The following is a 13306-nucleotide window of genomic DNA, read 5'->3' on the forward strand; positions in this document are numbered from 1 at the left end:
GATTAAGCCGTGGCCCGACCTGTTTGCGTGAGACTGCCGGTGCCTCTGATCTACAAGATATGCCCCGCCCCGCTCTGGCGCGAAGCGGAGCGGAATGGACGCTTCGACGGCGCGCCCGTCGACCTCGCGGACGGCTACATCCATTTCTCAACGGCAGCCCAGCTTGCGGAAACGGCAGCAAAGCACTTCGCCGGACAAGACGGACTCCTGCTCATCGCGGTCGACGATTCGCGCCTCGGCCCGGCCTTGCGCTACGAGCCCTCTCGCGGCGGAGCGCTGTTCCCACATCTCTACGCTGCCCTCGATCCGAAGGCCGTGCGCTGGGTAGCGCCGCTGCCGCTCGGGATCGACGACGGCCACACCATCCCGGAGGATCTGGCATGATCGGCAGCCTGTTCAACCTCGCCCGGCCGCTGATCCACCGCATGGATGCGGAGACGGCGCATCGGCTCGCCGTCACGGCGCTGGCCGCGGCCCCCGCGCTGAAGCCCGGATCGGACGACCCCGTGCTGGCGACGGAGGCATTCGGCCTGACCTTCCCGAACCCCGTCGGGCTCGCGGCTGGCTTCGACAAGAATGCCGAGGCGATCGACGGCGCGCTGGGCCTGGGCTTCGGCTTCGTCGAGGTCGGCGGGGTGACGCCGCTGCCGCAGCCCGGCAATTCGCGTCCCCGCGTCTTCCGCCTGATCGAGGATGAGGCCGTCATCAATCGCTACGGCCTGAACAGCGAGGGCATGGAGGCTGTCGCCGCCCGGCTAACGGCCAGGCGCGGCCGCGGCGGGCTCGTCGGCGTCAATCTCGGTGCCAACAAGGAATCGGCCGACCGCGCGGCCGACTATGCCACGCTCGCTCGCAGGCTGGCACCGCTCGCCGATTTCCTGACGATCAACGTCTCCTCGCCGAACACGCCCGGCCTGCGCGACCTCCAGGCGGAAGCTGCGCTCGACGACCTCGTGGCGCGTACGCTCGCAGCACGGGACGACGTAGCCGGCAGCGGCCGGCGCACGCCGATCCTCGTCAAGATCGCGCCTGACCTGACCATGCCCGAGCTCGACGGCATGATCGCAGTCGCCCGCAAGCGCGGCATCGACGGGTTGATCGTCTCCAACACCACGGTCACGCGCCCGGCGAGCTTGCGCAGCGCCGCCAAGGCCGAGACCGGCGGGCTCTCCGGCAAGCCGCTCTTCACCGCCTCGACCCGCATCCTGGCCGAGGCCTTCCTGCGCGTCGAAGGGCAGTTCCCGCTGATCGGCGTCGGCGGCGTCGATTCGGCCGAGACGGCCTTCGCCAAGATCCGCGCCGGCGCGACGCTGGTGCAGTTCTACTCCGCGATGGTCTTCAAGGGGCCGGGGCTAGCGAAGGAGATCAAGGCCGGACTTGCGGCCCAGGCGCGACGCGCCGGCCTCACCCGCCTCACCGCCCTGATCGGGCGCGATGCGGCCGCGATCGCCCGCGGCGAGAGTCTGTAACTAGACGTCAACGCCCCGAACATCTCGGAAACCCGAGACTTCTCGTCATGCGATTCTCGGGTCGAAGCGTTGCTTCGCCCGAGATTGAAGGCAGCTTACTTCCGCGCCGCGAAGAGCCGCACCAGCAGCCACAGGGGCACGACGATCAGGGCGCCGGCGATTATCCACTGGCCGACCTCGCGCACCGCGCCGAAGCCGAGCCCGGTGATCGAGCGGATGAAGCGTGCCCCCGCCTCGTAGAGGCTCTGCGGCGACAGGCCGAGGAATGCCATCGCTGCCCCGACCAGCAGCGAAATGAAGATCAGGCGGACGAGGACGCTGAGGGGCGAGCCGCCGAGAAACCGTTCCATGGAAGCAATCGTCATCCTGTTGCGCCCCAAGTCGATCCGGGGCGCTTCCGCGCTGTCTTAACCTGAAACAGGCTGCGCTTGAACCGGGACTGAACGCTGCCTCGTTTGAGGCCATGCTTGCCCGCATCAAACGCGGGTCAGGGAAGCGGAGATTCGCGATCTATCCCGACGGTCGATGTTCTCGAAGACAGCTCGGCCTGTCAGGAAGTGCTCATCAGGCCGTTGCCGAGGCCCCCGCCGTCGCCCAGGCCGTGCCGGCGATCTTTGAGGCGGCGATGACCGCCTGAGTGCGACTGTCGACGTCGAGCTTGGTCAGGATCGCCGAAACATGGGCTTTGACCGTCGCCTCGGAGACGCCGAGCTCATAGGCGATCTGCTTGTTGAGAAGTCCCTCAGACAGCATCATCAGCACGCGCACCTGCTGGGGCGTCAGCGTCGAGAGACGGCGGACCATATCGGCGATCTCGGCATCGACCGGGGCCGACAGGTCGACACCCGGCGGGGTCCAGACGCCGCCGTCGAGCACGGCGCGGATCGCCTCGCCCATCTGCGCGACATCGGCCGTCTTGGGCAGGAAACCGAGCGCGCCGAACTCGATGCAGCGGCGAATCACCGCCGGATCGTCATTCGCGGAGACGACGATCACCGGGATTTCCGGATGGTCGGCCCGCAGGAATAGCAAGCCCGAGAAGCCCTGAACCCCCGGCATGGTGAGGTCGAGCAATACGAGATCGGCGTCGCCGCCACTGGCCAGCGCTTCGGTCAGGGCTTCCAGGGAGCCGACCTCGCTGACCTCGGCGCCGCCGATCGCGTGCGAGACCGCCTGGCGCAGCGCGCCGCGAAACAGCGGATGATCGTCCGCGATGACGATCCGCGTCGAAGGCTGCTTGCTCATCGCCACCACTCCCTCATGTCTGCATCGGCTCTGTCCGAAAACCGCATTCCGCTTTTCGGGTCGATGCTCTTATCCGGCCCGGACATTTTGCCTCAGGCGGGGAAGCGATCACAAGCACCCTGAGCGCAAGGTCGCAACCCGTTGCGCCTCAGCCATTGGTCGGCAACAGCGCTTCCAGCACCTCAATGTGATCGGCCTCGCGCGGCGGCTTGTCCCAACGAATGCGGTTGATCCGGGGAAAACGCATGGCGAGACCGGATTTGTGGCGGGTCGAGCGCTGCAGCCCCTCGAACGCAACCTCGAAGACGAGGCCGGCCTGCGCTTCATGCGTGACCTCCCGCACCGGTCCGAAGCGGTTCACCGTGTTCTTGCGCACGAATTTGTCGAGTTCGATGAGTTCCTCGTCGGTGAAGCCGAAATAGGCCTTGCCGACCGGCACCAGCTCCTCGCCGCCCTCCTCGCCCACGCGCCAGACGCCGAAGGTGTAGTCCGAATAGAAGGAGGAGCGCTTGCCGTGGCCGCGCTGGGCATACATCAGCACGCAGTCGACGAGCCGCGCATCGCGCTTCCATTTCCACCAATAGCCCTTGGGGCGGCCGGGCAGATACGGCGAGTCGTGCCGCTTGATCATGCAGCCCTCGACTGCCTCGGAATCGGCGCCGGCGCCCGCCGCGGCTGGATCGGCACGAGCCGCCGTCAGCTCTTCCCATGAAGCGAAGGGAATCGTGGGCGAAAGGTCGAAACGGACACTGCCGAGGCGCGAAAGAAAAACATCGAGACGCTTCCGCCGCTCCTCGAAGGGCAGATGGCGGATATCCTCCTCGCCATCGACGAGCAGGTCGTAGACGCGAATATGGGCAGGGAACTCGCCCAGCATCTTCGCGGTGACGGTCTTGCGGTTGAGTCGCTGCTGCAGGGTGTTGAAGCTCTGCACGGAGCTCTCGCGCATCACCAGCAACTCGCCGTCGAGGGCGCCGTCCTGCGTCAACCCCTCGACGAGATCAGGGAAAGCAGCGGCGATGTCCTCGCCGGTCCGTGAATAGAGCCGCGTGACGCGTGTGCCATCCTCCTTGCGGCCGCTGACGGCCTGGACGCGGATGCCGTCCCATTTCCATTCGGCTGAGAATTCGGCCGGGTCGAGCTTGTCGAAATCGCCGTCCTCGATCGGGTGCGAGAGCATGACCGGGCGGAAGGGCGCGGGATCGCGCGCTTCGGGCCGCGGCCCCCGCCCCTCCAGCCAGGCGAAGAGCTCGGCATAGGGCGGCTCCAGCCCGTGCCAGACCTGCTCGACCTCGTCAGGCGGCACGCCGCCGAGGCTCGCGGCGGCTGTCTTGGCGAGGCGGGCTGAAACGCCGATGCGCAGCGCGCCGGTGATGAGCTTGAGCAGGGCCCAGCGGCCGGTTTCGTCGAGCGCGTCGAGCCAGGAGGCAATGAGCCGTGGCAGATCGGTCTTGCCGGCCTCGCGCAGGCTTTCGACCACCTCCGGCAGATGCGGCACCGCATTGGCGCCGTGCCGAGCCGGCCACATCAGCGCGACCGTCTCGGAGAGGTCGCCGACATAATCGTAGGACAGTGCGAACAGGACGGGATCGGTGCGCTCGGTGATCAGTGCGCGGATCAGCCCGGCCTTGGCGTTACGGAAGACGAGTCCGCCCGTCATCGCCGCCAGCGCATAGCCGCGGTCGGGATCGGGCGTGGTGCGCAAATAATCCGCGATCAGCGCCAGCTTCGCGTTGCGGCGCGGTTCATAGGCAAGGCGGTCGAGCAGCCAGGCGAAGCGGTTCATGCTGTCGCTTCTCCGCCACCATGCGTCCGTTTCGTCGTGTTGCACCGCATCGTTCAGACACCGTTCATGAAGCAAACCTTAACGGCAGCAAGGTAGCCAGGAGATAGACGCCGATGCGTGCCGCGATGCGGTTCCTTGCCTTGCCTGTCATCGCTGCGACGCTTTCGGCCGGAGCCCCCGCGCAGGCGGCGGGCTTCTCCTGCCGCGAGACGCCGATCGTGCGCTCGAACGCCACGCTCGCCTCGCTCTCCGCCAAGGTTGCGCAGGGCCAGTCTCTCGCGATCCTCGCCATCGGCTCCTCCTCGACGGAAGGCATCGGCGCCAGCGCCAAGGACAAGACCTATCCCGCGCGCCTGCAGGCGCTGCTCGCCAAAGCCTGGCCGAAGTCGCAGATCGAGATCGTCAATGCCGGCATCGGCGGCGAGACCGCACCGCAGACCCTCGCCCGCCTGAAGACCGCGCTGACCGCACGCAGCTACGACCTCGTGATTTGGCAGGTCGGCACGAACGACGCCGTCACCGGCGGCGATCTCGACGCCTTCAGGACGATGGTCGCCGACGGCATCGCGATGGTGCGCGAGGCCGGCCCGGCGATCGCCATCCTCGATCCCCAGTACTTCCCCTCCATTCGCGACCCGCAGCGCTATGGCGCCTATGTCGAGGCGGTTGGTGATGTAGCCCGGCGCGAGGCCGTGCCCGTCTTCGCCCGCTATGCGGCGATGCGCGAATGGCACCGCAGCGATGCCGACGCTTTCAAGGCCGCGCTGTGGACGGACGGCTTCCATATGAGCGATACCGGCTATGACTGCCTCGCGCGCGACATGGCGAACGCCATGGTCGGCATGGCCGCCCCGTCGCACCAAGTCGTCGCGTCGTCGCGCTAAATCCCCGTCCGAGCCCTCATCCTGAGGAGCCATTCCGCGAGAAATGGTGTCTAGAGGGCTGCTCCAGACGCCTCCGGGAGCTCCTGGAGCATCCTTCGAGACGCCGCTGCGCGGCTCCTCAGGATGAGCGCTGACACAATCAGCCGACAGCCGCATCGGCGCCCTCCCCGGCCGGATCAGCCTCGCCCTCGTCGCCATAGCCGACGAGGTGCAGTGGCTTGGCCTTCAGCCCAGCCGTGCTGCACCAGTGGACGAGGGCATCGGCCTCGCCATGCGTCACCCAGATCTCGCCGGCCTCGACCTCGCGGATCGTCGCCAGCAGATCGTCCCAATCGGCATGGTCGGAAATAACGAGCGGCAGCTCGACGCCCTTCTGGCGCGCCCTTGCGCGGATGCGCATCCAGCCCGAGGCGAAGGCGGTGACGGGATCGGGAAAACGGCGCGCCCAGAGATCCTGCGTCGCGCTCGGCGGGCAGATGACAATCTCGCCGCCCAGCGTCTTGCGGTCGGTGTCGGCGACCATGCGGATCTCCCCGAGCGGAATGCCTTCGGACTGGTAGAACTCGGTGATCTTCTCGACGGCGCCGTGGATGTAGATCGGACGTTCGTAACCGGCCTCGCGGATCAGGGCCATGACGCGCTGCGCCTTCCCGAGCGAGTAGGCCCCGACGATATGCGTGCGCTCCGGGAAGAGGCGCACCGATTCCAGCAGCTTGGCGACCTCGCCATCTGCAGGCGGATGGCGGAAGACCGGCAGGCCGAACGTCGCCTCGGTGATGAAGATATCGCAGGGCACGACCTCGAAGGGCGCGCAGGTCGGGTCGCGTTCGCGCTTGTAGTCGCCGGAGGCGACGATGCGGAGCCCCCGGCTCTCGACCGCGATCTGGGCGGAGCCGAGGACATGGCCTGCGGGGGCGAAGCGGAACTCGACATCGCCGAGGCGGATCGGCTCGCCGGGTACCGCCACCTGCTGCGAGCCGGCGAAGCCCTCGCCATAACGCAACGCCATGATGGCCAGTGTCTCGCGTGTCGCAAGCACGGCACCATGGCCGGCGCGGGCATGGTCGGAATGGCCGTGGGTGACGAGGGCCCGCGCCACGGGGCGGACGGGATCGATATGGACATCGGCCGGCGGGCAGTAGAGCCCCGCAGGGGTCGGCAGCAGCAATTCGGAAGGGCGCCAGCGGGCGCTTTGTCTGGCCAGCGTCATGCTCCTCGGCTAGACCCGCAATCATGACCGAAAAGGGCCAGACCACGTATTTCGCGAGTTCCGGCGACCCGGTGCTCGACCGCCGCTATGGCTGGGCCGAGGCTGCGCTGAAGGAGGGCGACGCGCAAGCCGCCGTCGAGATCCTCGACCAGACGCTGGCGCAGGCCTACCACTTCACCGCCGCCTGGCACCTCTACGGGCTGGCGCAGGAAGCCCTCGGCCACAAGGAGGACGCCGCCACAGCCTGGCGGCAATGCCTCGACCTCGACCCCAACGATCATTTCGGCGCGCGGCTCGACCTCGCCCGCATCGGAGCGATCCCGGCCGAACAGGCGACGTCCGAGAACTTCTCGGGCGCGCTCTTCGACGCCTATGCCGACCGTTTCGACAGCCACCTCACCGAGACCCTGCAATACAACGCGCCTGCCCTGCTGAAGGCGGCGCTCGTGCGCTGCTGCAGCAACGCCGGCCGGCCCTTCCGGTTCGACACGGTCTACGATCTCGGCTGCGGCACCGGGCTGATGGGCGAGGCGATCCACGAGCAGAGCGGCTTCATCGCCGGCTGCGATCTCTCGCCGCGCATGATCGAACGAGCGCGGGCCAAGATGGCGCCCGACGGGACGCCGCTCTACGACAAGCTCGCCGTCGCGGGGCTGACGAGCTTCCTGGCCAGCCGGCCGGACGCTTCGGCCGACCTCGTCGTCGCCGCCGATGTCTTCGTCTATCTCGGGGAGCTCGCGCCCTGCTTCGCCCAGAGCGCGCGCGTGCTGGAGCCGGGCGGCCTGCTCGCCTTTACAGTGCAGACGCATCCCGGCGAGGGCGTGGTGGTCGGCGAGGACAGGCGGTTTGCACATGCGGAGAGCAGGCTGCAAGAACGATTGATGGAAGCAGGGCTCACTCCGATACTGACCGAAGCCGCCAGCACGCGGCAGGATCGCGGAGCCCCCGTGCCGGGGCTGCTGGTCGTGGCGGAGCGGCGATAAGGGAAGGTTTGCTGCGGGGCGCCAACGGACCGCTCGCTTCGCACCTCGGCAGATTTCGGACGATGTCGAACGACAAGGCTCCGTAGAGTGCCTTGCGCGGATTACGGCCGCTCTCCGGTGATCTTCGCGCGTCCTTCATCCTTTGGCGGCTCAACCTCTCCGACGCGATCCGCGATCGCCATGAGCAGCATGGTCAGCGCAAAGCCCAACATGATCGCGATGAGCCATCCGAGCTTGATGCTATCCGCGCTGTTCTCGATATCCAGGAACCATTCGAGGACGTTCACCGCCGCGATCGCTACGATGGATGCAAGCAGCCTTTGCTTCAGGCCCGAAAATCCGACATTTGCCAGACTCATTGGCCATGCAGGACGTTGCTGCACGTTGATCGGCGCCAAGAAATTCTCGTAGCTTGAGCAAATCACGATGACGATCAGGTTCGCCGTGAGGGCAATGTCGACCAGCTTCAAGCTGCCAACGATGATTTCGGACGGGTCGGAAATCTGTGCGCGCGTGAAAAATTCAAACAGCTTGATCGCGAAATTGAAGAGCAGCGCCGCGAGGGTGAGTATCAGACCAAGGAGAAATGGAGCAAGGAACCAACGGGAATTTGCGATGATGGCTTCGAGCGTCAAACGCAAGCGATCCATGACGAACTCCCTGCGGCTTCTGACCCGGGGCGGACTTCGCGAAGGCTCAAATTGCCAGAATTGCCCGGTCACGCCAATCACAAGGTGATTTGCGATGGAATGCGGCGGTCAGGGTCACTCTGCTTGTAGCAGCGCCCACGAGCCCGCATGCGGCTAGCGAAGAATTTGGGACCCCGTGGGGCCGAGCGTTCTGAAAACAGACGCTCTCGACGCCCGGATTGGCCAGCCTGCCAAACTGCCCGACACCGGACCTTCCCCGAGCGCGCTTTGGGTCGGGAGCGGACTTTCAAGCGTATGAAGCCAGAAGAGTTGGTTGCGATGCTTGGTGAAGGCGAGGATGAGTGACCGCAACGGGTTGACGGGGATATACAGTCCGTGTCGATTCTTCCTACAACTGTAGGGCTCTATGATGAAGCGCTGGGTGAATTGCTTTGTTCTGGCATGCCTCATGACCCTTGCCACTTCTCGACCGGAGGCAGCGCCGATGAGTGATCCTAACGTGATCGAGGCGCCCGGTCCCGCAGGGCCGCTCTCGGGAACCGCGTTGGGACCGTCGAACTCCGATGCCCCGGTCGTTCTCATCGTCCCGGGCTCAGGACCGACTGATCGCGACGGCAACAACCCGCTCGGCGTCCGAGCATCTTCCTACCGGTTGATCGCGGAAGGGCTGGACGCGCGCGGAATCAGAAGCGTGCGTATCGACAAGCGGGGCATGTTCGGCAGCGCGGGCGCTATCCCAGACGCCAATGCCGTCACCATAGAGGACTACGCTGCCGACATCCGAACTTGGGTTGCAACTATTCGTCAGAGGATGGGCGCTTCATGTGTATGGGTTCTGGGTCATAGCGAAGGCGGTCTGGCGGCCCTGGTCGCGGCCCAACGGGCCCCCGACATCTGCGGGCTGCTGCTGGTCTCGGCGACAGGACGTAGACTTGGCGATGTGCTCCGCGACCAGATCGGGGCGAACCCCGCCAATGCACCCATCCGCAAACAAGCAGAGGCTATCATCGCACGGCTTGAGGCCGGGCAGCGGGCCGCGCCAGAAGACATCCATCCGGCGTTGCTCCCGCTGTTTCGACCCGAGGTGCAAGGCTTCCTAATCAGCGCTTTCGCGCTCGACCCGACCGAACTGATCGCGGCCTATACGGGACCGGCACTGATCCTCCAGGGACTTCGCGATATCCAGGTCGGACGAACTGACGCGGAACGATTGCGCCAAGCACACCCTAATGCCGAATTGGTCCTCCTTCCGAACGCAAACCATGTCTTGAAGGAAGTCGCTACCGATGACCGGACGGCCAACATCGCAACCTACCAGGATCCGGATCGCCCTCTCGCGGATGGCGTGATCGGAGCCCTGGCCGCGTTCGTACAACGACCGAGGAGCGACCGCTAAGGGGCGGAACCAGCCATTCCGACCTCTCTCAGTGAACCGGCGCCAGCTTCGCTGCCAGCAGCAGCGACAGCTTCTTTATTCCCCTTTCGTTCTCTCTCGCCTCGCCCTATCTTCGACCGGTATGGCCGCGCCCTCCCCGCTCCCTTCCGCCTTCGAGGCCTGGTTCGCCAGCCGCGGCTGGAGCGTGCGGCCGCATCAGCTCGCGCTGCTGGAAGAAGCCCGCGCCGGTCGCTCGACGCTCTTGGTCGCGCCGACCGGCGCCGGCAAGACGCTCGCCGGCTTCCTGCCCTCGCTGGTCGAACTCGCCGAGCGCGACGGCAAGCATGACGGGCTGCACACGCTCTATATCTCGCCGCTGAAGGCGCTGGCCGTCGATATCGCCCGCAATCTCGAAGCACCCGTGCGCGAGATGGGGCTACCGATCACCATCGAGACGCGCACCGGCGACACCTCAGCGGCCAAGCGGGTGCGCCAGATCCAGCGCCCGCCCGACATTCTGCTGACGACGCCAGAACAGCTCGCGCTTCTCGTTTCGCATCGCGACGCCGCGCCCTTCTTCTCCAGCTTGCGTCGCATCGTGCTCGACGAGCTGCACGCGCTCGTCACCTCCAAGCGCGGCGATTTGCTTGCGCTCGATCTCGCCCGGCTCAAGGCGCTGGCGCCGCAGGTCTCGGCGGTCGGCCTCTCGGCGACCGTGCGCGAACCGGCCGATCTGCAACGCTATCTCGGCGGCACCGAGACACCGGCCGGGCTCGTCACCGTCGCGGGTGGCGCGAAGCCGCGCATCGGCATTCTCGACACTGAGCGGAACCTGCCGATCGCCGGCCACACCACGCTGCATGCGATGGCCGAGGTCTATCAGGCCATCCGCACGCACAAGCTGACGCTCGTCTTCGTCAACACGCGCATGCAGGCGGAATTCGCCTTCCAGGCGCTGTGGAACCTCAACGACGACAATCTGCCGATCGCCCTGCACCACGGCTCGCTCGACGCGCAGCAGCGCCGCAAGGTCGAGGCGGCGATGGCGGATGGGCGGCTGAAGGCCGTGGTCTGCACCGCGACGCTCGATCTCGGCATCGACTGGGGCGATGTCGACCTTGTCGTCAATCTCGGTGCACCGAAGGGCGCGAGCCGGCTGATCCAGCGCATAGGCCGCTCCAACCACCGCATGGACGAGCCCTCCGAGGCGCTATTGGTGCCCTCCAACCGCTTCGAACTATTGGAATGCCGCGCCGCGCTCGAAGCCGTCCACGAAGCTGCACAGGACACGCCGCCGCCACGCATCGGCGCGCTCGACGTGCTCGCCCAACATGTCCTCGGCGCCGCCTGCTCCGATGGGTTCGAAGCCGATGCGCTCTACGAGGAGGTCCGCACCGCCTCCCCTTATGCCGATCTCGCCCGCGACGATTTCGACGCCGTCGTCAATTTTGTCGCGACCGGAGGCTATGCGCTGAAGAGCTATGAGCGCTTCGCCAAACTCCGGCAGGACAAGGCCGGCCTGTGGCGCGCCAGCAATGCCCGAATCATCCAGCAATACCGCATGAATGTCGGCACCATCGTCGAGGCGACGATGCTGAAGGTCCGGCTCGGCCGGGCAAGAGCGGGCAAGCCCGGCCAGAGCGGCACGATCACGCGCGGCGGCCGCGTGCTGGGCGAGATCGAGGAGTATTTCGCCGAAACCATGGTGGCGGGCGACACCTTCGTCTTCGCCGGGCAGGTGTTGCGCTTCGAGGGCATCGTCGAGAACGAGGCGGTCTGTTCACGCGCCGCCGCCGGCACCGATCCGAAGATCCCCTCCTATGACGGCGGCAAGTTCCCGCTCTCGACCTTCCTCGCTGCACGTGTGCGCGCCATCCTGGCCTCGCCCAATCTCTGGCACACGCTGCCGGAGGAGGTTTCAGCGTGGCTGCATGCCCAGAAGCGGAAATCGCGCCTGCCCAAGCCCGGCGAACTTCTGGTCGAGACCTTTCCGCGCGGCGGGCGCTTCTATCTCGTCGCCTATCCCTTCGAAGGCCGCCTCGCCCACCAGACGCTGGGCATGCTGCTGACGCGGCGGCTCGAGCGCGCCCGGATGCGCCCGCTCGGCTTCGTCTGCAACGACTACGGCATGGCCTGCTGGACGCTCGCCGACATGTCGGCGGCGATCGCGCGCGGAGCGCTCAGCCTCGATGATTTGTTTGCACAGGACATGCTCGGCGACGACCTTGAAGACTGGCTGGCGGAATCAGCGCTGTTGAAGCGCACCTTCCGCTCCTGCGCCATCATCGGCGGGCTGATCGAGCGCCGCTATCCGGGCCAGGAGAAGAGCGGGCGGCAGGTGACGATCTCGACCGACCTCGTCTACGATGTGCTGCGCCGGCACGAGCCCGATCATATCCTGCTCAAGGCCACCCGCGCCGATGCGGCGACAGGCCTGCTCGACATTCGCCGTCTCGGTGAGATGCTGACACGGATCAGCGGGCGAATCGTGCATCAGCCGCTCGATCATGTCTCGCCGCTCGGCGTCTCGGTGATGCTCGAGATCGGGCGCGAGGCGGTGTTTGGCGAGGCGGCGGACGAGATCCTGGCGGAGGCGGAGGCGATGCTGACCGAAGAGGCGATGGCGTGACGGTTGCCGCTCCAGGGCTGGACAGAGCGCTGTCGAAGGCGAACGAAGCCTTCATGCTGGGCCGGCTCGCGATCGTGCCCGATCTCTCCGGCGCGCTCTGGCTGCCGGAGGAGCGCACGCTCGTCGTCGCCGATCTCCATCTCGAAAAGGGGTCCGCCTATGCGGCGCGCGGCGTGATGCTGCCACCCTATGATTCGACCGCGACACTGACCGCCCTTGCCACGGTGGTACGGCGCCATCAGCCGGCGCGCCTCATCGCGCTCGGCGACAGCTTCCACGACCGCAAGGCCGAAGCCAGGCTCGCCCACGCAACGCTCGCCTCGCTGCGCGAATTGCAACGAGGCCGCGACTGGCTCTGGATCACCGGCAACCACGACCCGGCGATCAGCCGCGCCATGGGCGGCGACAGCGCCGAGACGGTCATGCTGTCCGGCGTAACGCTCCGCCATGAGCCGGATAGCGCCGCGACCGGGCCGGAGATCGCCGGGCACCTCCACCCGACCGCGAAAGTGCGGCTGCGTGGACGGGCTTTGCGGCGCCGCTGCTTCGCCCTGTCGCCGCGCCGCTGCGTGATGCCGGCGATGGGCGCCTATGCCGGCGGCCTCAACCTGCGCGACATCGCATTCCGGCCCTTGTTCCGCGATGGTTTGAGCGCGCATCTCCTCGGCGACGGCCGGCTCTTCCGAATTGATCCACGGTTATTGTTGCCGGATTGAAAGAGCGGGTTGCGCCTGTCATCTGGTTGTGGCATCAGGGCGCCGCTTCGCAACGAAGCCGCGCCGCGAAACGCCTCCGGGCTAGCGTCGCGGGTTGGCTGACGATCCTGCTGCCGTAGCTCAGTGGTAGAGCACTCCCTTGGTAAGGGAGAGGTCGAGAGTTCGATCCTCTCTGGCAGCACCAGCCTGAAGCATCCGAAATTTCGGAAAATCGTTGCGCCGCCAGGGTTCGTCGGCCCGGCTTCGAGACGAACAGCGCTTGAAGCCGCCAAGCGCGAGCGCCCCAAACTTCTTTCTCGACCACGGCAAACGCCGGGCGGCCCGCCGGAGCGCCACGATTGCGCCGTCCTGGACCACAA

At 66.5% G+C, this 13306-nt stretch carries 12 protein-coding genes and 1 tRNA gene; 8 read left to right on the forward strand and 5 right to left on the reverse strand.

The features are described 5' to 3' along the window. The first annotated feature begins 39 nt into the window (after nucleotides 1-39). Nucleotides 40-384 (forward strand): DUF952 domain-containing protein, encoded by a 345-nt coding sequence (locus AC1DDA_RS23400; protein WP_476797586.1) that lies wholly within the window; start codon nucleotides 40-42, stop codon nucleotides 382-384. Then, nucleotides 381-1469 carry a quinone-dependent dihydroorotate dehydrogenase gene (locus tag AC1DDA_RS23405; protein ID WP_441513675.1) on the forward strand — a complete coding sequence of 363 codons (1089 nt, stop codon included), beginning with the start codon at nucleotides 381-383 and terminating at the stop codon, nucleotides 1467-1469. Before AC1DDA_RS23400 ends, AC1DDA_RS23405 begins: the two co-directional genes overlap by 4 nt. Before the next feature lie 95 nt (nucleotides 1470-1564). Here AC1DDA_RS23405 and AC1DDA_RS23410 read toward each other — a convergent pair whose 3' ends face one another. The 3 genes from AC1DDA_RS23410 to AC1DDA_RS23420 form a co-directional block, all read right to left on the reverse strand. After that, a complete protein-coding gene (locus AC1DDA_RS23410) occupies nucleotides 1565-1819 on the reverse strand; it encodes a DUF6460 domain-containing protein (RefSeq protein WP_441513674.1) in 255 nt (84 codons plus the stop codon). A gap of 214 nt (nucleotides 1820-2033) precedes the next feature. After that, nucleotides 2034-2714: a response regulator gene (locus AC1DDA_RS23415; protein WP_441513673.1), complete on the reverse strand. Its 681-nt coding sequence runs from the start codon at nucleotides 2712-2714 to the stop codon at nucleotides 2034-2036. Between the two features lie 148 nt (nucleotides 2715-2862). Continuing rightward, nucleotides 2863-4500, reverse strand: a complete 1638-nt coding sequence (locus AC1DDA_RS23420; protein ID WP_476797587.1) for a cisplatin damage response ATP-dependent DNA ligase — start codon at nucleotides 4498-4500, stop codon at nucleotides 2863-2865. Between the two features lie 113 nt (nucleotides 4501-4613). On the opposite strand from AC1DDA_RS23420, the gene AC1DDA_RS23425 reads away from it, so the two are divergent. Next, nucleotides 4614-5384, forward strand: a complete 771-nt coding sequence (locus AC1DDA_RS23425; RefSeq protein ID WP_476797588.1) for an SGNH/GDSL hydrolase family protein — start codon at nucleotides 4614-4616, stop codon at nucleotides 5382-5384. A gap of 139 nt (nucleotides 5385-5523) precedes the next feature. Here the strand turns inward: AC1DDA_RS23425 and AC1DDA_RS23430 are convergent, their stop codons facing one another. Continuing rightward, on the reverse strand, nucleotides 5524-6594 hold the full coding sequence (locus tag AC1DDA_RS23430) for a ligase-associated DNA damage response exonuclease (RefSeq protein ID WP_476797589.1): 1071 nt from the start codon (nucleotides 6592-6594) through the stop codon (nucleotides 5524-5526). Nucleotides 6595-6617: 23 nt separating this feature from the next. Between AC1DDA_RS23430 and AC1DDA_RS23435 the strand changes: the two genes are divergently transcribed. Beyond that, nucleotides 6618-7577, forward strand: a complete 960-nt coding sequence (locus AC1DDA_RS23435) for a class I SAM-dependent methyltransferase (RefSeq protein WP_476797590.1) — start codon at nucleotides 6618-6620, stop codon at nucleotides 7575-7577. Between the two features lie 101 nt (nucleotides 7578-7678). On the opposite strand, the gene AC1DDA_RS23440 is transcribed toward AC1DDA_RS23435, so the two are convergent. Further along, nucleotides 7679-8227 carry a YqhA family protein gene (locus tag AC1DDA_RS23440; protein WP_441513668.1) on the reverse strand — a complete coding sequence of 183 codons (549 nt, stop codon included), beginning with the start codon at nucleotides 8225-8227 and terminating at the stop codon, nucleotides 7679-7681. Nucleotides 8228-8711: 484 nt separating this feature from the next. On the opposite strand from AC1DDA_RS23440, the gene AC1DDA_RS23445 reads away from it, so the two are divergent. From AC1DDA_RS23445 to AC1DDA_RS23460, 4 genes are all read left to right on the forward strand, one after another. Then, nucleotides 8712-9623 (forward strand): alpha/beta hydrolase, encoded by a 912-nt coding sequence (locus tag AC1DDA_RS23445; RefSeq protein WP_476797591.1) that lies wholly within the window; start codon nucleotides 8712-8714, stop codon nucleotides 9621-9623. Nucleotides 9624-9744: 121 nt separating this feature from the next. Next, on the forward strand, nucleotides 9745-12231 hold the full coding sequence (locus tag AC1DDA_RS23450; RefSeq protein ID WP_476797592.1) for a ligase-associated DNA damage response DEXH box helicase: 2487 nt from the start codon (nucleotides 9745-9747) through the stop codon (nucleotides 12229-12231). Between the two features lie 53 nt (nucleotides 12232-12284). Beyond that, nucleotides 12285-12947 (forward strand): ligase-associated DNA damage response endonuclease PdeM, encoded by a 663-nt coding sequence (gene pdeM / locus AC1DDA_RS23455; RefSeq protein ID WP_476797684.1) that lies wholly within the window; start codon nucleotides 12285-12287, stop codon nucleotides 12945-12947. Nucleotides 12948-13056: 109 nt separating this feature from the next. Beyond that, nucleotides 13057-13131: transfer RNA gene (locus AC1DDA_RS23460), tRNA-Thr, on the forward strand. The last annotated feature ends 175 nt before the right edge of the window (nucleotides 13132-13306 follow it).

Source organism: Allobosea sp. 10N428 (genome assembly GCF_056394545.1).